The sequence below is a fragment of the Bacillus sp. GS3m_15504 genome (genome assembly GCF_055825275.1).
Genome location: NZ_JBVVNL010000001.1, coordinates 851,787 through 874,951, shown reverse-complemented (window position 1 = coordinate 874,951; position 23,165 = coordinate 851,787). Strand labels below are relative to the sequence as shown.

Below are 23,165 nucleotides of genomic sequence, written 5' to 3'. Positions count from 1 at the left end.
TAACAATATAAATTTGTAACTCTCTAAAAAACTTGTACTACACATGGAATTATTATGTATTAAAGCTAGTAGTAAATCTTATATCCACTTTTAGTACATGCCTACACTAACTTAACATAAATAATTAGAAAATTCAATTTATTAAAGTTTAGTAAAACTAAAAAGTGTATGGAAACCCATACACTTTTTACTTCGTCTGTAAATATGGCGGTAATTGTTGCAACTGTTCTTTATCTTTTTCACGCTCTCGACGGGCCCATCGGAAAAATACATAACCGATAATTGTACCATACACTATTTCCTGGACAATTTTCATAATGATGCCGCCAGTTTGTTGATCTTGTACGACCGGCATCCAATGCAAAAATTCCGGTCCAGTTATATTTAAATCTGATAAAGTTCCCGCTGGCACACATAGTTCCATCGCTTTCATCCAAGCAGCAGAATCCGTATACGTTGCAAATAACGGTGCAGTCGCAAAAATGATTAACGCGCAAGCTGGCGTTAATAATATACCATTCGCAAACATATAACCAAGTTTCTTTATATCACTTAACGTTTGATATTCTGGTAATGGATTTAGCATCGGCCACCACATCATGATTGCTGTAAAGAACAATATAGCGAGACAAATAGGATGAGCAATTTGACTTTGTTTTACTGTATCAAAAACAACTGGTAAATGATAAAAAGAAAACAGGCCATTAAATACAAACAATGCGATAAGTGGCCTAGCAAATACCTTTAATATAATTTGAACGAACTTAAAAGAAGTAATATAACGATATAACCAAACTGGTATACCAAGTAACAATAACGGCGGAACTGCAATATACATGACTGCCATTTCAAACATATGTGCACTAAATATAATATGACCAATTAAATCAATAGGACCTCCCTTTACAAAATACAAAAGAACAATTCCAGTCGTAAAATAAAAAACTTGCTTTTTACTTACCTTCGTCGCATGTTCAAATCGCATTCTATATGGCCCAATAATTAAAAAGTACCCAATAAGGATCGAAAGCATAAATAATAAAAAGATTGGACTCCATAGAGCTTGAAAACCAAATATCCACAAGTTACTCATTGTCACACCTACCTTCTTAAGGTTATCCTTTCACATAATATGAAGAGGGAGCTGTGACCACACAAGCTCCCTTATTCTTCACTTTTCAAATCCACACAATTGTCATAAAAGCTAAAATTGTAATCAACCCGATTAACAGACCAGAATAAAGAAAGAAACTTGCGGCTTCATGTCCTTTATGACTCATATGCATAAAATAGTACAATTGAAAAATTACTTGTACCACAGCTAATAGTAAAATAAATGGTACTGAGAAAGTCGGACTGAAAGTTTTCGGATATGCTACTGCTACAAATGCAACTAATGTTAAAAATATCATTAATGCAAATGTAATAACTTGATGCTTCATTTCCTCCGCACTTTTTCTCTTCCGGTAAATAAGATCAACTTTAGGATTATTCGTTTGCTTTATCGCCATTGTTTATCCCACCATTCCCATTAAATATACTACAGTGAAAATAAACACCCAAACTACGTCAATAAAGTGCCAATAAATCGATGCAACATAAAACTTCGGTGCATTGTATAAATTTAGACCTCTCTTCGCATTTCTAAAGATTAATGTTAAAATCCAACATAACCCAAACAATACGTGGAGTCCATGTGTACCAACAAGAGCATAAAACGCGGAACCAAACGCACTACTTCTCATAGTATGCTTAAATTCATGCGCATAATGATAAAACTCATATATCTCAAACCCTAAAAACCCTAAACCTAGCAATACTGTTACCAGTAGCCAAAGTTGCATTTTCTTAAAATTAAAGTTTTTCATATGATACATCGCATATACGCTCGTTAAACTACTCGTTAATAAAAGCATCGTCATAATAAAAACGAGTGGCATTTGGAACATCTCTTGAGATGTTGGTCCACCATTTGTAGAATTCTTTAACGCTAAATATGTGCCAAATAAGGAAGCGAACAATACTGTTTCGCCTCCAAGAAATAACCAAAAACCGACAAACTTATTTTTCCCCTCAAGGGTTGCTTTTTCAGGCTCTGCTGGAAATGTTTCATTCGTTAATTTTTCATCTACATGCATTACGCCTTGCCCCCCTTATCTTCTAAATCTTCCTTATGAATATGATATCCATGATCATCGATTACTGAACGCAGGAACATTGCACCAAACGTAATGATTAAACCAATAATTGCTACTAATAACCAAAACTTATCTTTTCCACCTTGCATATACATTGCACCAAATGCCGCTATAAACAATCCTAAAGAAATGATAAATGGTGAAAATGATGCATTTGGCATATGAATATCACCAACTGGTTCTGCCGCTGTCATCTCTTTATTCCCTTCGCGTTTTTCAATCCAAAACGGATCCAACCCGCGAACAAATGGCAATTGTTTAAAGTTATATTCCGGTGTAGGCGCTGGCATTGTCCATTCTAATGTACGAGCATCCCATGGATCACGCCCTGCCTTTTCTTTTGAAACTGTCGTTTTAATGACATTGAATAAAAGAACAATCGTTCCAAGAGCCATAAATACCGCTCCAATAGAACTAATCATATTCCCCATCTCTAATCCTTGTCCCTCAAGGTATGTGTAGTAACGACGCGGCATACCAATTAAACCAAGAAAATGCTGAATGAAGAACGTTAAATGGAAACCGATAAAGAATAACCAAAATGTTATCTTTCCTAATGTCTCATTCAATATTTTATTAAACATCAGTGGCCAATAATAATGCGCTCCTGCAAGTAGACCAAATACAACACCGCCGACGATTACATAATGAAAATGAGCTACTACGAAATAGTTATCATGAAATTGATAATCAGCTGGTGCAGATGCTAGCATAACACCTGTAACTCCTCCCATTACGAATGATGGAATGAAGGCTACTGCCCACATCATAGGTGTCGTAAAGCGAATACTTCCGCCCCACATTGTAAAGAGCCAGTTGAATATTTTAATACCGGTCGGAACCGCAATAGCCATTGTTGCAACTGAGAAAATAGCATTGGCAACTGGACCAAGTCCAACAGTAAACATATGATGCGCCCATACCATAAATCCTAAAAATCCAATTAATACTGTCGCAAACACCATCGACGAATAACCAAATAATCGTTTTTTCGAAAATGTAGCGAAGATTTCTGAGAATATTCCGAAAGCTGGGAGTATAAGAATGTATACTTCTGGATGACCAAAAATCCAGAATAAATGCTCCCATATAATTGTATTCCCGCCCAGCGCTGGATTAAAGAAACTTGTTCCAAATAAGCGATCTAACATTAAAAGTCCTAATCCGACAGTTAACGGCGGAAAAGCAAATAATATTAACGAAGATGTTACAAATGTCGTCCATGTAAACATCGGCATACGCATATACGTCATTCCTGGCGCACGCATATTAATAATGGTTACAAGGAAGTTGATGCCTCCAATTAATGTACCTATACCGGAGATTTGCAGGCCGAGTACATAAAAATCAACACCATGGCCTTTAGAGGCTAAAGCTAAAGATGCATAAGATGTCCATCCTGCATCAGGTGCTCCACCTAAAAACCAACTTAAATTTAAAAATACTCCACCAAAGAAAAATAACCAAAATCCGAGTGAATTCAAAAACGGGAACGCTACATCACGTGCACCAATTTGAAGTGGTACAGCGGCGTTCATAAATGCAAACACGAGTGGCATAGCTGCGAGGAAAATCATTGTTGTACCGTGCATAGTTAATACTTGATTATAAGCATCCCCAACAAGAAAAGCGTTGTTAGGAATCGCTAATTGAAGGCGAATAAATAGAGCTTCTATTCCGCCTATTACAAAAAACAATCCACCTGCAATTAAATAGAGAATGGCAATCTTTTTATGGTCTACTGTCGTTAAATAATCCCATATGACAGCACCCATCCCCTGTTTTTTTGCTACAGAACTCACGTTTTCAACCTCCCCTTCGCGAATAATCCCTCTTTACTTTTCAACTTTTAACGTTTGTAAGTATGCATTTAATGCATCAATTTGATCGTCTGTTAAGTTGCCATATTTACCAGTCATTTTATTTCCTGGTTTCATATTTTCAGGATCTTTCAGCCATTTTTTTAAGTTTTCTTCATTGTTTTCGGCGATGCCGGCAACTGTATCGCGATCCGCAAAGTTTGCTAAGTTTGGTGCGATACGAGCGGAAGGTGGTCTACTATCATTAGATCCAACTGCGTGACAACCAATACAGCTTTTATTAAATATTTCTTGGCCCTCTTGCGCCTTTGTTGAAGCTACTTCTTTCTTCCCATCAATTTTCTTCATATCAGCAAGCCATTTTTTGTACTCGCTTTCATCTAAAGCTTTCACTTTGAATTGCATTAAAGAATGTGATGGGCCGCAAAATTCTGTACAAAAACCATTATAAGTGCCCGATTTATCTGCCTTTAACCACATTTTGTTCACATTATCTGTATTTGTATCCATTTTCCCAGCTAAAGATGGAACCCAAAACGAATGTTTAATATCGGCACCCTTCAAATTCAAATACACTTTCTTACCTGTGGGGATAACTAAATCTTGAGAAGTTACTATCTTTTCTGATTTATAAGAAAATTCCCACCAATAAAGATTCGCTGTTACATCAACAACGATAGTATCTTTATCAATATTCTTTTTCTCCATCGCACTTACATCAGCAAGTTTGAATGTATATGTAACCGTCGGAACAGCTAAGATTAACAAAAGAATAATCGGAATAACTGTCCATATAATTTCTAGTTTGTGATTTCCTTCAACTTGCTCTGGAATATAATCTTCCTGACCTTTCTTTTGTCGGAAACGCACAATTACATATAAGAAAATAATAGTAACTACTAGTACTACTCCTACCATGATTGCACTTGCTAGTAAGAGCAGATCATATTGCATTTTTGCTACTTCTCCTTGCGGAATTAAAGTAGATTGAAAGGCTTTACCGCATCCCCCTAACAGTAAAGCCAGCAGTGAAACGAACGAAAGCAGTCGCCACTGTTTCTTCATACAAACAACCCCCACTTTCCTTGTGAATTAGATTGTACTTTATAGTTAAGTAAAGTAAATCTCAACGTAAAGAAATCCAATTATGTCGTTGTCTTAGAAGAATGTAACTACAATCATTGATACAAATAAGATTGTTAAATAATTTAGGGAATAAACAAACATTTGTACGGACCATTTGATGTCATCTTTCTTACGGAAGCCATAAAATCCTAAAACGATCCATCCGATGTTAAGCAGTGTTGCAATTACCATAAATGTTATCCCTAGTCCACTCATATAAAATGGTAGTGGTAATAAACATACTGTCCAAATCATAATTTGGCGTTTCGTAATTTCAAATCCATGAACTACAGGAAGCATTGGAATTCCTGCATTTCGATATTCATCAACACGTTTCATTGCTAATGCAAGGAAATGTGGGATTTGCCAAATAAACATAATCAAAAATAGCATCCAAGCAATTGGATGACCTAAAGATGGATCGATTGCTGCCCATCCAATTAAAGGTGGAACTGCACCAGAGATACTACCTACAACAGTATTTAGTGTATACTTTCTCTTTGTCCATAAACTATATAGAACAACATATGTGAAAGCACCAATAAACCCCATTAAAACTGCCATTGGTGTTGTTAATAATAAAAATACAAACCCAAGAAGTAATATAACTAATCCAAATGTAAGTGCAAATCCTGGTTTATACTTTCCAGTAACCGTTGGACGGGTCTTTGTTCTTTCCATTAATGGATCGATGTCTCGATCAATGTAGTTGTTTAAACAACATACCCCTGCCATAACTAATCCAGAACCAACGATTGTAAAGAATAACTTATCCAGATTGTCCATCACACTTAATCCATTAAAGTGTAATGCCAACCAAAATCCTGTAAATACAGTAAGTGTATTTGAGTTTACAATCCCCATTTTAACGAGTGCTTTTAAATCTTGTAACCGAGTTGTTTCCGGTATACTTGTAACAGCAGACTCATCATGCAGCTCACTTGTTGCATGGTTCATCACTTTAACCCCCTCTTAAAACTTTCATCTTTCTTTTTGCGCCTATTTCAAAGTGAAATATTTCGCCTCTATATAGCAATATTATTACAGTAGAAACATTGTTAACCCATTCTACTACTAATCTACGCCCATACTCCAATATATTAAATCATATTTCCCGAACATTTTGTGAAGAAAACATGAACTTTTTGTGTCGAATATAAAAAACGTAATTGTCACTTATCCATATCATAACATGATGTTACCTTCTATAATAAACTTTTTTGTCATATTTAACACGTATTCTCCCCATTTCTTTTCAAAACAGCCTATTTTTCACCTAAAAATTTCCTTATATATTCTATTTCTACACCCATTTTCTCTCCCCTGTCCTCCCCCTCCATTTCTTTGCTATTTTATTATTTTTTATATATCATAGGAATTAGCGCGTTTTATTCTATACATAATGGAATGAAAATATTTCGCAATAACTTCATAGCAGAAAGATGGTGAACGAGATTGCAACGCTTTATTAAATGGTTAGCAGTCATTACAAGCCTTGATTTATTAATAGTTTTATTAGGAGGCGCTTTAGTTACAAAAACAGGTTCTGGTCAAGGGTGCGGTAAATCATGGCCACTTTGTAACGGTGAATTTGTTCCATCTAATTTATCAATGGAAACTATTATTGAACTGAGTCATCGCCTTACATCAGGATCCGCAGGAATTCTTGTCACTCTCCTTTGTATTTTGTCCTGGAAATATTATAAACATGTGCGCGAAACAAAAACGTTAGCAATTTTATCCTTCGTATTTTTAGTTGCACAAGCATTAATGGGGGCTGCTGCAGTTGTTTGGGGGCAAATGCCAGCTGTACTTGCTATCCATTTCGGTATTTCCTTAATTTCATTTGCTTCTGTTATTTTATTAACGTGTCTGATCTTTGAAATTGACCAAAAATTTGATGCACGTTCACTTATTATGGACAAAAAAATGAAATTTCATATTTACGGTGTAACAATTTACTGTTATCTCGTTGTCTACACAGGTGCTTTAGTACGTCACGAACGAGCTAGCTTAGCCTGTCCAGACTTTCCTTTATGTAGCAAAAATAGACCTATGCCAACTCAGTTACATGAATGGGTTCAAATGGGACATAGAGTTGCAGCGATGTTAATTTTCGCTTGGATACTATACGCGATGATTCTCGCTATTCGTCATTACAAACAGCAGCCTGTCGTATACTGGGGATGGATTATTTCATTTATCCTTGTTACACTTCAAGCTATCGTAGGGATTTTAGTTGTATTTACAAATGCTAGTTTAGCAATGGCGTTATTACATTCACTATTCATTTCTTGCTTGTTTGCTGTACTTTGCTATTTAGTTATGTTAGGTACAAGAAGTAAAGTGAATGCAAAAGAAGCTGCATCAACTTCTAAACAAACAAAATAAATCCACATTAAAATACCTTGCCGAATTGGCAAGGTATTTTTTCGTAATAAAGAAAAAGAGCTGCATTTACACAGCTCTTTCCTATTTTAGTGATCTAATTCAATAAGTAAGTCACCCGTTTGAATTGCATCTCCATCGTTAACATAAACTTTTTTCACTTTACCATTGAACGGCGCTTGAACTGTCGTTTCCATTTTCATCGCTTCTGTAATTGCCATAGAATCGCCTTTTTTCACTTCATCGCCTTCTTTTACAACTACTTTAATAACCGTTCCTGGCATTGTTGCACTAATGTGGTTTGGATTTTCACGGTTTCCTTTCACACGTTGTGCCACTGTTGCTTTCACACTTTCGTCTTTCACAACAATCTCACGTGGTTGACCGTTAAATTCCAGATAAAGAACACGATTTCCATCTGGCTGAGGCTCTCCAATTGATACTAGTTTAACCATCAACGTTTTACCTTGTTCAATTTCCACATCGATTTCTTCACCAAGTCTCATACCATAGAAGAATGTCGGTGTATCAAGCACAGATACATTTCCATAAAGCTCAGCAACTTTTTCGTAATCCATAAACACTTTTGGATATAACGCATATGCAACTACATCAAAAATCGTCACTTCGCGTCCAAGTTTATGGAATAGTTCTTCTTTTAACGCGTCGAAATCTACTGGCTCTAATAATTCACCCGGTCTTACTGTTAATGGCTCTTTTCCTTTTAAAATAATTTCTTGTAGCTTTTTCGGGAAACCACCATATGGTTGTCCTAAATCTCCTGAGAACATTTCAACAACAGATCCTGGGAAGTCCATAGAATGCCCACGCTCTAAAATATCTTGTTCTGTTAAGTGATTTTGAACCATAAATAATGCCATATCACCGACAACTTTTGATGATGGTGTTACTTTAACAATATCACCAAACATGTCATTCACGCGGCGGTACATTACTTTTACTTCATCGAAGCGATCTCCTAAACCAACCGCTTTCGCTTGTTGTTGTAAATTACTATATTGTCCGCCTGGCATTTCGTGCATATATACCTCTGTATGAGGAGCATTCATACCACTTTCAAACGGTGCGTAGTATTTACGTACATCTTCCCAGTAATGAGATAGTTTTTCTAATGAATCTATATTAACGTCTGGCTGTCTTTCATTTCCACCTAACGCATAGTATAGCGTGTTCGCACTTGGTTGTGACGTTTGACCAGCCATAGAACTTACTGCTACATCGACAATATCAACACCTGCTTCAATTGCTTTCGTATACGTTAAAATACCATTCCCACTCGTATCGTGTGTGTGCAGGTGAATCGGAATCGATACCGTCTCTTTTAATGCTGAAACTAAATCATATGCTGCGTTTGGTTTTAGTAAGCCCGCCATATCTTTAATACCTAAAATGTGAGCTCCTGATGCTTCTAACTCTTTTGCTAAGTTTTTATAGTAATTTAAATCATATTTACTACGTAATGGATCATGAATATCTCCTGTGTAGCACATAGTTGCTTCTGCAATTTTACCAGTATCTCGTACAGCATCAATTGCAACTCTCATACCTTCTACCCAGTTTAAGCTATCAAAAATACGGAACACATCAATTCCAGCTTGAGCAGAACATTCCACAAACTTTTGAATTAAATTATCCGGATAGTTTTTGTAACCAACTGCATTTGAAGAACGAAGTAACATTTGGAATAAAACGTTTGGCATTTTTTCACGAAGATCTAGTAATCGTTCCCATGGATCTTCTTTTAAGAAACGATACGCAACATCAAACGTTGCACCGCCCCACATTTCCGCTGAGAATAAGTTTGGTAACATTCTCGCTGTCGGCTCTGCAATTTGATGTAAATCTTTTGTACGAATACGCGTTGCAAGTAATGACTGATGCGCATCACGGAATGTTGTATCCGTTAAAAGGACACGTTTTTGATCTTGTACCCATTTTACTAATCCGTCTGCTCCACGCTCATCCAAAATTTGTTTCGTTCCATTTTGGATCGGCTCTGAGTGTAATATATTCGGTATACGAGCATCCGGGAAAATTGGTTTCTCTTTTTTCCCTACTCCCGGAAAACCATTTACTGTTACTGTCCCGATGTAATTTAACATTTTCGTTCCGCGGTCTTTACGTTTCGGGAACAAGAATAGTTCAGGTGACGCATCAATAAATGAAGTGTCATATTCCCCTGATAAGAAGTTTTTATGTTTTACTACATTCTCTAGAAATGGAATATTAGTTTTAATACCACGAATACGGAATTCTTTTAAGTTACGTTCCATTTTTGCAGCAGCCTGTTCAAAAGTAAGCGCCCATGTTGTAACTTTTACAAGTAAAGAATCATAGTACGGTGTAATTACTGCACCTTGGAAACTATTACCTGTATCAAGACGAACCCCAAAGCCACCACCTGATCGGTATGCCATAATTTTCCCTGTATCCGGCATGAAATTATTTAGTGGGTCCTCAGTCGTTACACGGGATTGGATTGCAAAACCGTGCACAACCACTTCCTCTTGCTTTGGAACACCTACCATTTTACTATGTAATGCATGTCCATCAGCTATTAAAATTTGCGATTGAACGATGTCAACTCCTGTAATCATTTCTGTAATTGTATGTTCTACTTGAACACGTGGATTTACTTCAATGAAATAGAAATTATCATCTTTAACAAGGAATTCAACTGTTCCTGCGTTTAAATAATTTACATTTTTCGTTAACTTTACAGCAGCTTCACAAATACGCTGACGCAAATCATCTGAAAGCGACACACTAGGTGCAATTTCTACTACTTTTTGGTGACGACGTTGTACAGAACAGTCTCGCTCGTATAAATGAACAACATTGCCCTCTTCATCTGCTAAAATTTGAACTTCTATATGTTTAGGTTTTTCAACGAATTTTTCAACGTATACTTCATCATTACCAAAGGCTGCCTTTGCTTCTGACTTCGCTCGATTATACGATTCTCTTAATTCTTCACTAGTACGTACAATACGCATACCACGACCGCCACCGCCAAGGGAAGCTTTGATTATAATCGGGTAATCATACTTTTCAGCAAATTCTTTAACTTCTTCTAACGAATCTACCGGTCCATCACTACCAGGAATAACTGGAATTTGTGCTAGCTGCGCTTGTGTTCTTGCTTTCACTTTATCTCCAAACATATCTAAATGCTTACTTTTTGGACCAATAAAGATAATTCCTTCTTCTTCACAACGTTTTGCGAATTGAATATTTTCTGACAAGAAACCATATCCAGGGTGGATTGCATCTACATGATTACTTTTCGCAATCTCAATAATGCCCTCAATATCTAGATAAGCATCAATTGGCTTTTTTCCTTCCCCAACTAAATAGGACTCATCGGCTTTATAACGATGATAAGAACCACTATCCTCTTTGGAATAGATTGCAACTGTTTTTAATCCCAGTTCCGAACAAGCTCGAAACACACGAATTGCAATCTCTCCACGGTTAGCTACCAATACTTTTTGAATACGTTGCAGCTTTGTCATGATTTTCCCCCTCTACTTTCCTACCACTCTAGAGATAAAATATATACACACCCTAAAGAGCGTGAAGTTCTTCACTTTCTACATTATATTATACTTAGAAAGCTTCACTTTATTTTTATCCATCATACCTTATTTTTTAACAAATGATAAGTTTTCTGAGCAATTTGTCTCACAAAAATAGTATAGCATACCTCTTCCTTATGTAACAACCTAATTGTATATCACATTAATTCAAATGTGATATATCTTTTCGTTAAAAAACAAAATGGTATATCCTATTTAAAAAACAAAAAACACATCGCGCTCTGAAGCACAATGTGTTTTTATTTTACAACTACAAGACGTGGTCCATCTTGTTCTCTTTCTTTCATTATCTCATTTTGCTCTTTCTCTTGTCGTTTTACATTGCTGGCTATATTTAACAATATACCCATCGCAATTAAATTAGCCAATAAAGAACTACCACCATAACTAATAAACGGTAAAGGTACCCCTGTAAGCGGTATTAATCCAGACATACCACCGACATTAACAAAAGTTTGTATTCCAATTAAACTTGCAATTCCGATTGCAATTAAACTTCCAAATGGATCTTTACATTTTTGTGCTACTCTAAACGAACGAATAATAATAAGTAATAAACAGATTAAAATAATAGCTACCCCTATAAAACCTAGTTCTTCAGATATAATTGCCATAATAAAATCTGTTTGCGGCTCTGGTAAGTAGCCATACTTTTGTATACTATTCCCTAATCCTCTACCATTTAACCCACCTGAGGCAATTCCAATAAATGAATTAACTAATTGGAATCCATCATTTTGAGGATCGTTAAACGGGTCAAGAAAAACTGAAAATCGGGCTTTTTGGTAATTATTCAATTTATAATTCCCAATAAAATACAATGCAGGAACCCATACGATAGATGTTAATATAAACCTTTTTATCCACAGGTTAACATTAACTCCTGAACAGAAGAACATAATTAACACTGTTCCACCTATTAATATGTCAGTCCCTAAGTCATTTTGTAATAAAATTAATACCATCGATCCACCCACCACAAATAGGGGGGGGATTATCCCTTGTAAAAAAGGGGTTTGCCTCTCTTGTTTCTTAGCAAAAAAACTTGCTAACGTAATAATTACTGCTATTTTTACAAACTCAGCTGGTTGTATACCTAGTATCCATCCTTTTGCACCATTGATTACCTTACCGAAAAGGAAGGCTGCTGTTAGTAAGCCAATACCCCCTAACCCCATAGCTGCAAGAACTATTTTCTTCCTCCAAAATTTGTAAGGTACTACAGCGACAATCACTAGCATTACCGTTCCAATAGCAAGAGAAACTAATTGTTTTTTAAAAAAGTGATCTGCCGGCCAGTTATATTTCGATGAAATCGCAACAATGGAACTAGAACTATATACCATTATAACTCCCAGCACACATAAGATAACAAGAGGAAGTAATAATGAATAATCCATTGATTTCCATACTCTTTTCATTTCATTTCCTCTCTCTGTTTCAATTTAATTATTGTTGTATTCCATATGTACATTGGTTCTTCCTGCTTTATTATACAAATAAAAAGCCCAAACTTTTTCAGTTTGAGCCCCCTTATTTGAACCCGTTATTGTTGTTTGTTTGTAAATGCTTCATGAAGTGCAGATAACTCACGTTCAAGCTCTCCTAACATTGCTTTCCCTTGTTCTTCTGCAATAAGACCAAGGCGAACTGCAAAATCGACTTCGCGGGATAGTCCAAACATTTGTGTGTCTAACACTTCTTCATATAATGGACATTGCGGCATTGTAAGATGGTCCATTTGCACCTTAATAAGTCTTAAAATCTTCTCCGCATCCGCTTGTAGAAGGGCTAGTGCCTTTTCCTGATGATTTGATACTGTCTCAGACGCCAAATTGATTCCCTCCGTTTCCGTCCTACTCTCTCCTATCTATTAATATTAGCGATAGTTTTAATAAATTGCAATAGAAACATTTTTTGTGACAATAGTGTCTATTACTATTATACTTAAAAGTGGGAGTATAACACAAATGGGGGAACAACAATGAGCGAAATTTTATTTATTAATGGAAAAGTTCGTTTTCCAATCACTATCGATCCAACCGTTTGGATTTTTGATGATCGAAAAGTAGATTTGACAACTTACTTTGATGAAACGAGAGAAAACACTTCAGAACTAGAAGCTTATTTAAAAAACACTTCAGAACATTGGGATCGCGAAATCCGTGATGGCGCTGCCTTCCCGCCGATACAACAAAGTGTAAAGAAATATAAAAAAGAACAGCTAATTACTGGAACGTTCGGTATACCATTTCATCCTTTTCTTGCTAATGCTGAAATTTCAGATGATGCTACACAAGTCGAGATTGAAACAGTAGATGATATAATAACGCTTCCTTTAGAAACCGTCAAAAATGCTATTCTTGGTTTTTCGAAAGAAGGAAAACCATTAAAAGAAGATGGACCTGTTCATTTATATTATAATGATGGATCTAATAGACGAAACCCAATCCGTAACATCCTTAAATTTACAATTATTTAAAGAAAAGGAGTGAGCTTTTGCTCACTCCTTTTTATAGTAAATCTGCGGCAAGTTGAGCTAAATTAGATCGCTCACCTTTAACAAACTTCACATGACCACTAATACGTTGCTCTTTAAACTTTTCTACAACATATGTTAAACCGTTATTATATTCATCCAAATATGGATGATCAATTTGCTGAGGATCTCCCATTAATACGATTTTACTTTTTTCTCCTACCCTTGTTAGTATCGTTTTCACTTCATGCTTCGTTAGATTTTGTGCCTCATCAATTATAATGAACTGATCTGGAATACTTCTTCCGCGTATATACGTAAGAGCTTCTACTTCTATCGAACCCATTCCAGCTAAAATAGCATCTAACTCTCCTGGCTTTTTCGTATTAAATAAATACTCTAGATTATCAAAAATTGGTTGCATCCACGGTCTTAACTTTTCTTCTTTTTCTCCCGGTAAATAACCGATATCTTTCCCGACTGGAACAATCGGTCGTGCAACGAGTAGTTTTTTGTATAGTCCTAAATCTTCCGTTTGCATGAGCCCCGAAGCTAACGCTAGTAATGTTTTTCCTGTACCAGCTTTCCCCGTTAACGTTACTAATGGAATATCTTCACGAAGCAACAATTCTAACCCCATAATTTGCTGCACATTTCGTGGTCGTATCCCCCATACTTGTTCATTATGAAAAATAAGTTTCTTTACCTTCTTACCTAAGTGATCTACAATGCCCAGTGCCGAACTAGATCCCCCTAATGCGTCTTTCATTACTACAAATTGATTGGGATAAAAAGGATGATTTGCAATTTCAGATAAAGGCAACTCACCTTTTTCATAAAAATAATCCAATTGCTCCTTTGATATATACCCTTCTAAAAATCCGGAATATATATTTTCTACTTCAATGACACGATCACTTAAATAATCTTCCGCCTTTAAACCTATTGCATCTGCTTTTACCCTTACGAGCACATCTTTACTAACTAAAATAACAGACTTCCCGTCCTCTTTTTCTTGTTCTTCTAAAGATAGATTTTTTGCTACAGCTAAAATTCGATTATCATTTGTTTTTTCTACAAAAATATCTTGTAGTTGAACAAATGAACGATGATTTAATTCAATACGAAATGTACCGCCGTTTTCTAGCGGAATACTTTCATGCAGCTTTCCTATTTCACGAAATTTGTCTATTAACTTAGATACATAACGAGCGTTTCGTCCTACTTCATCCATATAACGTTTTTTCGAATCAACCTCTTCTAATACAACTGCTGGAATCACTACTTCATTGGTTTCAAATGAAAAAATAGATAAAGGATCCTGCAAAAGTACATTCGTATCTAACACATAAATTTTATCCAACCTGTTACCCCCTGACTCCACTTTTAAATTTGTAGAACAAGGGTTTCATCCATAACAATATGGACGAACCATTGTTATAATTATATGTACCGTATAAACGAGGTAGAATCGAAATTTATAGCCATTAAACCTTTTATTTATTTTTTATTCATTTCTATTCAATATATTACTTTTAATTATAATTATTAACATAAAATCACAATAACTGATTACAAAAGTTACTAACTGACTTTCTTATTTATTAAATTTATAATTCTTTCATTCCTACTAACACTTGGTTATCGAGCTTTTTTGCTGCCCGAAGATCATATGTTTTTTCATATGTTGGTTCAGTTGCAAGTTTCGCACCATAAAACATAACATCACGTACTTCTTTCACATTTACTTCTATTACAGTTAACTTTAGAGGAATGCTTTCCATTCTATCAGTCAAAATTTCACCTGCACCACTTATGGAAAATACGGATTCATTTGCCATTATAGTCAATACCACTCCAGTACTATGCCGTATATTTTCCACAATACGTGAACGTTGATCTACTGCAAATCGAATACTAGTTTTACTCACTGCATACACCCAAGAAATAGCACTTACGTTAGGAACTTGTTTTTCAAAATCTGTTGTTGCTACCATAACAATACAATCTTTACGCAACGTTTGTACTAAATCATCTGTTAATGTAGGCTCTACTACATTCGCCATATTTCCACCCCCAAATATACTTGATGTATCCTTATCATAACCTATTTTTCGAATTGCGAAAATATTATTTTTTCCCACTATTATTCAAAAACATTATACTTCCATGATATACTTATACTGATAGAATTCGTATTGAGGTGACGAAATGAGAGTCAAATGTATGATTTGTGATAAAAAAGATATGTTAGATGATGAAAATCCTATGGCAAAAAAACTGCGTAATCGCCCTATTCATACATATATGTGCATGGAATGTTCGGAACGAATTGCAGAACGTACGATGGAACGTCATGCAAGTGGTAATTTTCGATTATATCGTGATAAAAAAGTCGAAGACGATTGGTAAAATGTAAATAAGTCCTTAATCATATAGATAAGGACTTATTTATATTTTTCGGGTTCACGATTCATCTGATCCAAGAAACAATCAATAGCTTCTAATGGAAACCTTGCAGATTTTCTTTCCCCATCGATTTCATATGTAACTAAATACATTTCCTCGTTCTTTTTAACTTCCACATTCTTCAATTTGTGTTCTTCATATATCATATTTTGAAATAACAAATACGTTTCTTTTGCAGCACTATCATCCGGACGTGCTTCGGCAACTGTTTTAATTGTTAACCAATTATATAATGCATCTTGTACTGAACGCATAAAACTTCGCCCCCTCACCCTGCTTTTTGTTGTCTCGCTTGTCGTAATCGTAATCTATACATCCCAAGTACAATCGCCGCTACAACAAGCCCCTCTCCAACAGGTAAAAAAACTGCAAAGAAAGTTAACACTGTACACCCAATCGCTAACGATATATATATCACTATATTTTTTATTATGGATAATTTTCTTGCAAAACCTAAATTATACACAATTGCACTTAATATAATAATGATGCCATACAGTAACCACATCCCTAGTTCTGGATTTTCATCAACTTTACATAATTTCGCAAAAAACGACATTCTTTCTAACATTATTTATCCCCCCTTCTCATAAAAAATAAAATTTCTTTATGCACTTAATACAAGAGTAACCCGCAAAAAAAATACTGTCCACTAAAAAGAGTAAATATTCTAAAAAATAAACATAAAAAAACAGCTACCTTAAATTAAGATAGCTGTTCTATTTTTTACGCTTCTACAGATTTCTTTTTCTTAGCAGCTCTTTCACGTTCGCTCTTATCAAGAATCTTTTTACGTAAACGAATTGATTCTGGAGTTACTTCACAGAACTCGTCATCGTTTAAGTACTCTAATGACTCTTCTAAAGTCATTAAGCGTGGTTTTTTCATTGTTGAAGTTTGATCTTTTGTCGCAGAACGAATGTTAGTTTGTTGTTTCATTTTCACAACGTTAACTGTTAAGTCATTCTCACGAGTGTGTTCTCCAACAATCATACCAGCATATACTTCTGTACCTGGTTCAACGAAGATTACACCACGGTCTTCAACTTGCATAATACCGTATTGTGATGCTTTTCCTGTTTCAAGTGAAACTAGAACACCTTGACGACGTCCACCAACTTGTCCAGCGTGTACTGGTTGGTAGCAATCGAATGTATGGTTTAAAATACCGTAACCACGAGTTAATGTTAAGAATTCTGTTGTGTAACCAATTAAACCACGTGCTGGAACCATGAAAGTAAGGCGAACTTGACCGTTTCCGTTATTCACCATATCTAACATTTCACCTTTACGTGCACCCATAGATTCCATAATAGAACCAGTGTATTCTTCAGGTACATCAATTTGCACACGCTCTACAGGCTCACATCTTACGCCATCAACTTCTTTAATGATTACTTCTGGTTTAGATACTTGTAGTTCATAACCTTCACGACGCATGTTTTCGATTAAGATAGATAAATGTAGTTCCCCACGTCCAGATACGATCCACGCATCAGGAGATTCTGTATTATCTACACGTAAACTTACATCTGTTTCTAATTGTGAACGAAGACGCTCTTCAATTTTACGAGATGTAATGTATTTACCTTCACGACCTGCAAATGGGCTGTTATTTACAAGGAATGTCATTTGTAGTGTTGGCTCATCAATACGTAATAATGGTAACGCATCTTGATGTTCAACTGGACATACTGTTTCACCTACGTTAATGTCTTCCATACCAGAAACAGCTACTAAGTCTCCAGCTTTTGCTTCTTCAATTTCTTGACGTTTTAATCCCATATAACCAAATAGTTTCGTTACGCGGAATTGTTTTACACTTCCGTCTACTTTCATTAAAGCAACTTGTTGTCCAACCTTCATTGTACCGCGGAATACGCGTCCAACCCCGATACGTCCAACATAGTCGTTGTAATCAAGAAGTGCTACTTGGAATTGAAGTGGCTCTTCGCTGTTATCAATTGGTGCAGGAATATGTTCAATAATTGTATCAAATAATGATTTCATATTCTCTTCTTGATTTGCTGGGTTTGAATCTAAGCTTGCTGTTCCGTTCATTGCTGATGCAAATACAACTGGGAACTCTAATTGATCTTCGTTTGCACCAAGTTCGATGAATAAGTCGATTACTTCATCAACTACTTCATCAGGACGAGCGAAGTCACGGTCAATTTTATTTACAACTACGATTGGAGTTAAGTTTTGCTCAAGAGCTTTCTTTAAAACAAATCGTGTTTGTGGCATACAACCTTCATATGCATCAACAACAAGTAATACACCATCAACCATTTTCATAATACGTTCTACTTCTCCACCGAAGTCAGCGTGACCTGGTGTATCTAAAATGTTAATTCTTTTATCTTCATAGTGAATCGCAGTATTTTTCGCTAAAATTGTAATACCGCGTTCTCTTTCTAGATCATTTGAATCCATTGCGCGTTCTTCAACGTGTTCGTTCGCACGGAAAGTCCCCGCTTGACGTAATAACTGGTCAACAAGTGTTGTTTTACCATGGTCAACGTGGGCAATAATTGCTATATTACGTAAATCTTGTCGTTTTTTCAACATGTCCAACTCCTAATGTCTTTTTAATCCTTCTCTATTATAAGAGCGAAGGGGATACAATAGCAATTAAAATAAAATCAAGAATGAAAATATAGTTGTATTCTTACTTTTGTGAAAGTAAAATGAGATTGGAGGGTGAAGAAATGGAACACATTCAATATCGCTTTTTATTAACTGCAATTATCGGTGTTATTTTCTTAATTGGTATCGGCATTATGATTGCTGAAAATAGTCCCATCGGTATTATTATTTGCATTATCGGCACATTTGTTACAGTTGGATACGGTTTTGTAACAAAAAGAAAAATGCGTAAATCGCAATAACGTCAAAAAGTAAGAAGCCTATTTACAGCCTCTTACTTTTTTTGTTACTTCGATATAAACGATAACACTTCTTCATACACCCCTGGCTTCGCAACTAACACGCTACTCTTCTCTACGATAGAAAGTGGCGTTCCGGAGAATGTTGTTACCTTACCTCCAACTTCTTCTACAATTATCTGTCCCCCACCAAAATCCCATGGTGATAATCTTGGCGTTACATATGCATCGATTCTTCCGGTTGCAACGTATACCATCTCTAATGCTGCACAGCCATATGATCTCGTACCTCTTGCTTTCTTAACAAGTGCCATCATACTTTCCATATTAAGCAATGGATTGTCGGTAAGCCATATCGCATTTAAAGCTACAATACCTTGCTCTACAGTACCTCTTTGTAATAAAGGTATTGGTACTTCATTACAAAATGCTCCAGCCCCTTTTAACGCATGATATAATTCATCATGAACTGGATCATAAATAAGTCCAATCTTTCCGATACCGTTCTCATAAATCCCAATTGAAATCGCAAAATTTCTTTTTTGGTGAACAAAGTTCATCGTGCCGTCAATTGGATCAATTAACCAAACAACCCCGTCAGAAGAAGTTACCTCGTCTCCATAGCCCTCTTCACCTAAAATATTATGATGTGGGAATGTTTCTTTAATTTTCCCAATTAAAAACTGTTCTATTTCTCGGTCCATATTTGTTACTAAATCAGCTGCATTTGATTTTGTTTCTATAATAAGTGCTTTTTTCATTGATGCCATTAAATGCTCTCCTGCATCCCGAATCCACTGTTTGGCGTGTGCATCGATGTCTTTCCATACTTCTTGCATGTTTAAACACTCCGATCTATACTGTTCACAGAAAAAACGAACCCTTTATAAGGTTCGCACCAACTAATTTTTTATACATATACTATTATTACGCTTCTAAACGAATCATTTCAAGTCTTAACACTTCTAACTTTTGTACACACTCTTCTTTTTTCTGTTTATCATTTTCCATCATCGCATCATATAAAGTTGCTAATTCATAATCTAGCTCCAAACGTAGCACCGGTATTCTCTTTTCAGCATCTGTTCTCTTTAACGCATTAATCACCTGTCTCATATTATTTGCCTCCTCCCAATATTCGTCTGCCCTCGGACTAGAATTGATTCAATTTTCTGATTTTTTGTTTTATACTATACTATGTTGGATAAATCATCTATGCAACAAAATTATATTTTTTTATTTAAATTTTTTTGTGCTGTTTTTTTTATGAATAGTACAAGCTATGCTAAAATAAAAGCAAAATAGGAGTTGGAGGAACAATCATGACACTACAAACATTCAAATCAACTGATTTTGAGGTCTTTACAGTTGATGGTCTCGAAGAACGAATGAGTGCAATTAAAACGAACATTCATCCTAAGCTAGAAGCTTTAGGGGAACAGTTTGCAGCATATTTATCCAAACAAACTGATGAGAACTTTTTTTATCATGTAGCAAAACACGCACGTCGCAAAGTCAATCCACCAAACGATACTTGGGTTGCTTTTTCAACAAATAAACGCGGATATAAAATGCTACCACATTTCCAAATTGGATTATGGGGTACTCATGCCTTCATATACTTTGGTTTAATCTATGAGTGTCCACAAAAAGTGGAGACGGCTCACGCCTTCTTAGAACATTTAAATGATTTAAAAACAAATATTCCAAATGACTTCGTTTGGTCCATTGACCATACTAAACCAAGTGTAAAATTACATAAAACACTTGAAACAGAAGACTTACAAAAGATGATTGAACGTCTAGCCACTGTGAAAAAAGCAGAATTATTAGTTGGTATTCATATATCACCAGAGGAGTTTTCAGCAATGACCAACGAACAATTCCTTGCTAAGATTGAATCTACGATGCAATCACTCCTTCCTTTATATGCACTTTGTAATCGATAGTAGAAAACGGACAATTTATATTGTCCGTTTTTAGTTGTTATCACATTATATCACTTCAGTTTTTATTTTTCAAAATATTTTTTACATTTTCACAAGCTTTTGTTCTTCAATTTCTTTAGCCCTTTGAATCGCACGGTATATAGAATACCCACTTACTTCTTGAAACTCTTTATCAATTTTCTTTTCTTCCGCTTTGGACGGAACAATCTCTTTAAAACGACGATATAATCCCATTAACTCTTCTCTTATAATTCCTTTTTCATATGCTTTCTCAATCGCTTCATAAAACTTCACCATTGTAACCATTTCTTCATTTGACCAATCATAATCTAACGGATATTGATATTCCATTTTGCACCTCATTTATCATTTCTTCTTATTTCAACTCGCTATTTTAAAGAATTTTTTTCTTCTTCAGTATAGCCACTTTGCATTATACACTATTTATTTATTTTAATGGCATTGTCTTCCTCTAGAAGTTAGTAGGGAACAACTATTTAACATACTCACCGTAAAAATATTTTTTGCTATACATCTATAATTATTGGTGATATAATGCTTTTGTTTTATAGGAAATAAAGTGAAGCTCCCATCTCAAAAAAGCTTTTGTGAATGGCAGAAAAACAAGTCTCATTCTAAAAAAGAACTTAACTTTTTTAGAACAAGATTATATAAAACAAACTCTAATAAATATTAAAAAAAGAAGGGGTGTATAGATTGTCCCAATACGAAACACCATTGTTTACCGCTTTAGTTGAGCACAGTAAGCGAAATCCAATTCAATTCCATATTCCAGGTCATAAAAAAGGGCAAGGCATGGATCCTGAATTTCGCGAATTTATTGGGCATAATGCATTAGCAATTGATTTAATTAACATTGCGCCGCTCGATGATTTACATCATCCAAAAGGTATGATTAAAGAAGCACAAGATTTAGCAGCCGCTGCATTTGGTGCGGATCATACTTTCTTTTCTATTCAAGGTACAAGTGGCGCAATAATGACAATGGTGATGAGCGTTTGCGGTCCTGGTGACAAAATACTAGTGCCACGAAACGTGCATAAATCAGTAATGTCAGCTATTATTTTCTCAGGTGCAAAACCTATTTTCATGCATCCTGAAATCGATCCAAAACTTGGTATTTCACATGGAATCACAATCCAATCTGTCAAAAAAGCACTTGAAGAGCACTCAGATGCGAAAGGCTTACTTGTTATTAATCCAACATACTTTGGCTTTGCTGCGGACTTAGAACAGATTGTACAATTAGCACATTCTTACGATATCCCTGTACTCGTTGATGAGGCTCATGGTGTTCATATTCATTTTCACGATGAACTGCCGATGTCAGCGATGCAAGCCGGTGCAGATATGGCAGCAACGAGTGTTCACAAATTAGGTGGATCTTTAACGCAAAGCTCTATTCTTAATGTAAAAGAAGGCCTTGTGAACGTAAAACATGTTCAATCTATTATTAGCATGCTTACGACTACATCAACGTCTTACATCTTGTTAGCCTCCCTAGATGTTGCTAGAAAACGTCTTGCTACAGAAGGAAAGGCGCTCATAGAACAAACAATACAATTAGCGGAACAAGTTCGTAATGCTATAAATGATATTGAACATCTTTACTGTCCAGGGAAAGAAATGCTAGGTACGGATGCTACTTTTAACTATGATCCTACAAAGATAATTGTATCTGTAAAAGATTTAGGTATTACAGGCCATCAGGCTGAAGTATGGCTTAGAGAGCAATATAACATTGAAGTAGAACTCTCAGATTTATACAACATACTATGTCTTGTCACTTTTGGGGATACAGAAAGTGAGACGAATACACTTATTGCAGCATTACAAGATTTATCAGCAATATTTAAAAATAAAGCTGATAAAGGTGTTCGAATACAAGTAGAAATTCCAGAAATACCTGTGTTAGCACTTTCTCCTCGAGATGCTTTTTATTCGGAAACAGAAGTCATCCCATTTGAAAATGCAGCAGGTCGTATTATAGCTGATTTCGTTATGGTTTATCCGCCAGGGATTCCAATCTTTACTCCGGGGGAAATTATTACACAAGACAACTTAGAGTATATTCGTAAAAACTTAGAAGCAGGTTTACCTGTACAAGGTCCTGAAGATATGACATTACAAACATTACGCGTGATCAAAGAGTACAAGCCTATCAGTTGATAGGCTTTTTTTTCACCCTTTTTCCCTTTTCTCATACGA

The 23,165-nt window shown here is 35.6% G+C and carries 23 protein-coding genes; 6 read left to right on the top strand and 17 right to left on the bottom strand.

The window, feature by feature from the left end:
• Positions 1-187 precede the first annotated feature (187 nt).
• The 6 genes from ctaG to ctaB all read right to left on the bottom strand — a co-directional run bounded on the left by ctaG (position 188) and on the right by ctaB (position 6,100).
• Complete coding sequence (ctaG, locus tag AC0L0O_RS04875; protein WP_000069017.1) at positions 188-1,093, bottom strand: cytochrome c oxidase assembly factor CtaG; 906 nt, start codon at positions 1,091-1,093, stop codon at positions 188-190.
• An 85-nt stretch (positions 1,094-1,178) separates the two neighbouring features.
• Positions 1,179-1,511: a cytochrome c oxidase subunit IVB gene (ctaF, locus tag AC0L0O_RS04870; RefSeq protein WP_000985698.1), complete on the bottom strand. Its 333-nt coding sequence runs from the start codon at positions 1,509-1,511 to the stop codon at positions 1,179-1,181.
• 3 nt (positions 1,512-1,514) lie between these two features.
• Positions 1,515-2,138: a cytochrome c oxidase subunit III gene (gene ctaE, locus AC0L0O_RS04865; protein WP_000557860.1), complete on the bottom strand. Its 624-nt coding sequence runs from the start codon at positions 2,136-2,138 to the stop codon at positions 1,515-1,517.
• The gene (gene ctaD, locus AC0L0O_RS04860; protein ID WP_153576971.1) at positions 2,138-3,973 is read right to left on the bottom strand and encodes a cytochrome c oxidase subunit I; all 1,836 of its coding nucleotides are present in this window, start codon (positions 3,971-3,973) and stop codon (positions 2,138-2,140) included. Before ctaD ends, ctaE begins: the two co-directional genes overlap by 1 nt.
• A gap of 60 nt (positions 3,974-4,033) precedes the next feature.
• Entirely contained in the window at positions 4,034-5,083 is a 1,050-nt protein-coding gene (gene coxB, locus AC0L0O_RS04855) for a cytochrome c oxidase subunit II (RefSeq protein WP_000745271.1), read from the bottom strand.
• Positions 5,084-5,176: 93 nt separating this feature from the next.
• Positions 5,177-6,100, bottom strand: coding sequence for a protoheme IX farnesyltransferase (gene ctaB / locus AC0L0O_RS04850; protein ID WP_001015052.1), 924 nt, complete (start codon positions 6,098-6,100; stop codon positions 5,177-5,179).
• 498 nt (positions 6,101-6,598) lie between these two features.
• Here ctaB and ctaA point away from each other — a divergent pair, with 498 nt between their 5' ends.
• The gene (ctaA, locus tag AC0L0O_RS04845) at positions 6,599-7,534 is read left to right on the top strand and encodes a heme A synthase (RefSeq protein ID WP_001188732.1); all 936 of its coding nucleotides are present in this window, start codon (positions 6,599-6,601) and stop codon (positions 7,532-7,534) included.
• Between the two features lie 86 nt (positions 7,535-7,620).
• Here ctaA and pyc read toward each other — a convergent pair whose 3' ends face one another.
• The 3 genes from pyc to AC0L0O_RS04830 form a co-directional block, all read right to left on the bottom strand.
• The gene (pyc, locus tag AC0L0O_RS04840; RefSeq protein WP_000164070.1) at positions 7,621-11,067 is read right to left on the bottom strand and encodes a pyruvate carboxylase; all 3,447 of its coding nucleotides are present in this window, start codon (positions 11,065-11,067) and stop codon (positions 7,621-7,623) included.
• Between the two features lie 323 nt (positions 11,068-11,390).
• Positions 11,391-12,572 (bottom strand): putative lipid II flippase FtsW, encoded by a 1,182-nt coding sequence (ftsW, locus tag AC0L0O_RS04835; protein WP_000832778.1) that lies wholly within the window; start codon positions 12,570-12,572, stop codon positions 11,391-11,393.
• Between the two features lie 125 nt (positions 12,573-12,697).
• Entirely contained in the window at positions 12,698-12,985 is a 288-nt protein-coding gene (locus AC0L0O_RS04830) for an Fpa/YlaN family protein (RefSeq protein WP_000135695.1), read from the bottom strand.
• A gap of 150 nt (positions 12,986-13,135) precedes the next feature.
• Here AC0L0O_RS04830 and AC0L0O_RS04825 point away from each other — a divergent pair, with 150 nt between their 5' ends.
• Positions 13,136-13,633, top strand: coding sequence for a molybdopterin-binding protein (locus tag AC0L0O_RS04825; protein WP_001289794.1), 498 nt, complete (start codon positions 13,136-13,138; stop codon positions 13,631-13,633).
• A 31-nt stretch (positions 13,634-13,664) separates the two neighbouring features.
• Here the strand turns inward: AC0L0O_RS04825 and AC0L0O_RS04820 are convergent, their stop codons facing one another.
• Complete coding sequence (locus AC0L0O_RS04820; protein ID WP_000358083.1) at positions 13,665-14,993, bottom strand: PhoH family protein; 1,329 nt, start codon at positions 14,991-14,993, stop codon at positions 13,665-13,667.
• A 247-nt stretch (positions 14,994-15,240) separates the two neighbouring features.
• A complete protein-coding gene (locus tag AC0L0O_RS04815) occupies positions 15,241-15,696 on the bottom strand; it encodes a pyridoxamine 5'-phosphate oxidase family protein (protein WP_000024581.1) in 456 nt (151 codons plus the stop codon).
• Between the two features lie 145 nt (positions 15,697-15,841).
• Between AC0L0O_RS04815 and AC0L0O_RS04810 the strand changes: the two genes are divergently transcribed.
• Positions 15,842-16,042 (top strand): YlaI family protein, encoded by a 201-nt coding sequence (locus tag AC0L0O_RS04810; protein WP_001995040.1) that lies wholly within the window; start codon positions 15,842-15,844, stop codon positions 16,040-16,042.
• 35 nt (positions 16,043-16,077) lie between these two features.
• On the opposite strand, the gene AC0L0O_RS04805 is transcribed toward AC0L0O_RS04810, so the two are convergent.
• The 3 genes from AC0L0O_RS04805 to typA all read right to left on the bottom strand — a co-directional run bounded on the left by AC0L0O_RS04805 (position 16,078) and on the right by typA (position 18,670).
• A complete protein-coding gene (locus tag AC0L0O_RS04805) occupies positions 16,078-16,353 on the bottom strand; it encodes a hypothetical protein (protein ID WP_001258144.1) in 276 nt (91 codons plus the stop codon).
• A 14-nt stretch (positions 16,354-16,367) separates the two neighbouring features.
• Entirely contained in the window at positions 16,368-16,670 is a 303-nt protein-coding gene (locus AC0L0O_RS04800) for a YlaH-like family protein (RefSeq protein WP_000893654.1), read from the bottom strand.
• Between the two features lie 155 nt (positions 16,671-16,825).
• The gene (gene typA, locus AC0L0O_RS04795) at positions 16,826-18,670 is read right to left on the bottom strand and encodes a translational GTPase TypA (protein WP_000914763.1); all 1,845 of its coding nucleotides are present in this window, start codon (positions 18,668-18,670) and stop codon (positions 16,826-16,828) included.
• Between the two features lie 140 nt (positions 18,671-18,810).
• Here typA and AC0L0O_RS04790 point away from each other — a divergent pair, with 140 nt between their 5' ends.
• Entirely contained in the window at positions 18,811-18,990 is a 180-nt protein-coding gene (locus tag AC0L0O_RS04790; protein WP_000400127.1) for a DUF5325 family protein, read from the top strand.
• A 44-nt stretch (positions 18,991-19,034) separates the two neighbouring features.
• Here AC0L0O_RS04790 and AC0L0O_RS04785 read toward each other — a convergent pair whose 3' ends face one another.
• Together AC0L0O_RS04785 and AC0L0O_RS04780 are read right to left on the bottom strand one after the other, a co-directional pair.
• On the bottom strand, positions 19,035-19,826 hold the full coding sequence (locus tag AC0L0O_RS04785) for an inositol monophosphatase family protein (RefSeq protein WP_001158696.1): 792 nt from the start codon (positions 19,824-19,826) through the stop codon (positions 19,035-19,037).
• Positions 19,827-19,914: 88 nt separating this feature from the next.
• Entirely contained in the window at positions 19,915-20,103 is a 189-nt protein-coding gene (locus AC0L0O_RS04780) for a hypothetical protein (protein WP_001250168.1), read from the bottom strand.
• A gap of 206 nt (positions 20,104-20,309) precedes the next feature.
• On the opposite strand from AC0L0O_RS04780, the gene AC0L0O_RS04775 reads away from it, so the two are divergent.
• Positions 20,310-20,936 carry a YktB family protein gene (locus AC0L0O_RS04775; RefSeq protein ID WP_000175083.1) on the top strand — a complete coding sequence of 209 codons (627 nt, stop codon included), beginning with the start codon at positions 20,310-20,312 and terminating at the stop codon, positions 20,934-20,936.
• 81 nt (positions 20,937-21,017) lie between these two features.
• Here the strand turns inward: AC0L0O_RS04775 and AC0L0O_RS04770 are convergent, their stop codons facing one another.
• Positions 21,018-21,287: a UPF0223 family protein gene (locus tag AC0L0O_RS04770; RefSeq protein ID WP_000456560.1), complete on the bottom strand. Its 270-nt coding sequence runs from the start codon at positions 21,285-21,287 to the stop codon at positions 21,018-21,020.
• Positions 21,288-21,653: 366 nt separating this feature from the next.
• Between AC0L0O_RS04770 and speA the strand changes: the two genes are divergently transcribed.
• Positions 21,654-23,126 carry an arginine decarboxylase gene (speA, locus tag AC0L0O_RS04765; RefSeq protein ID WP_000084880.1) on the top strand — a complete coding sequence of 491 codons (1,473 nt, stop codon included), beginning with the start codon at positions 21,654-21,656 and terminating at the stop codon, positions 23,124-23,126.
• Positions 23,127-23,165: the final 39 nt, after the last annotated feature.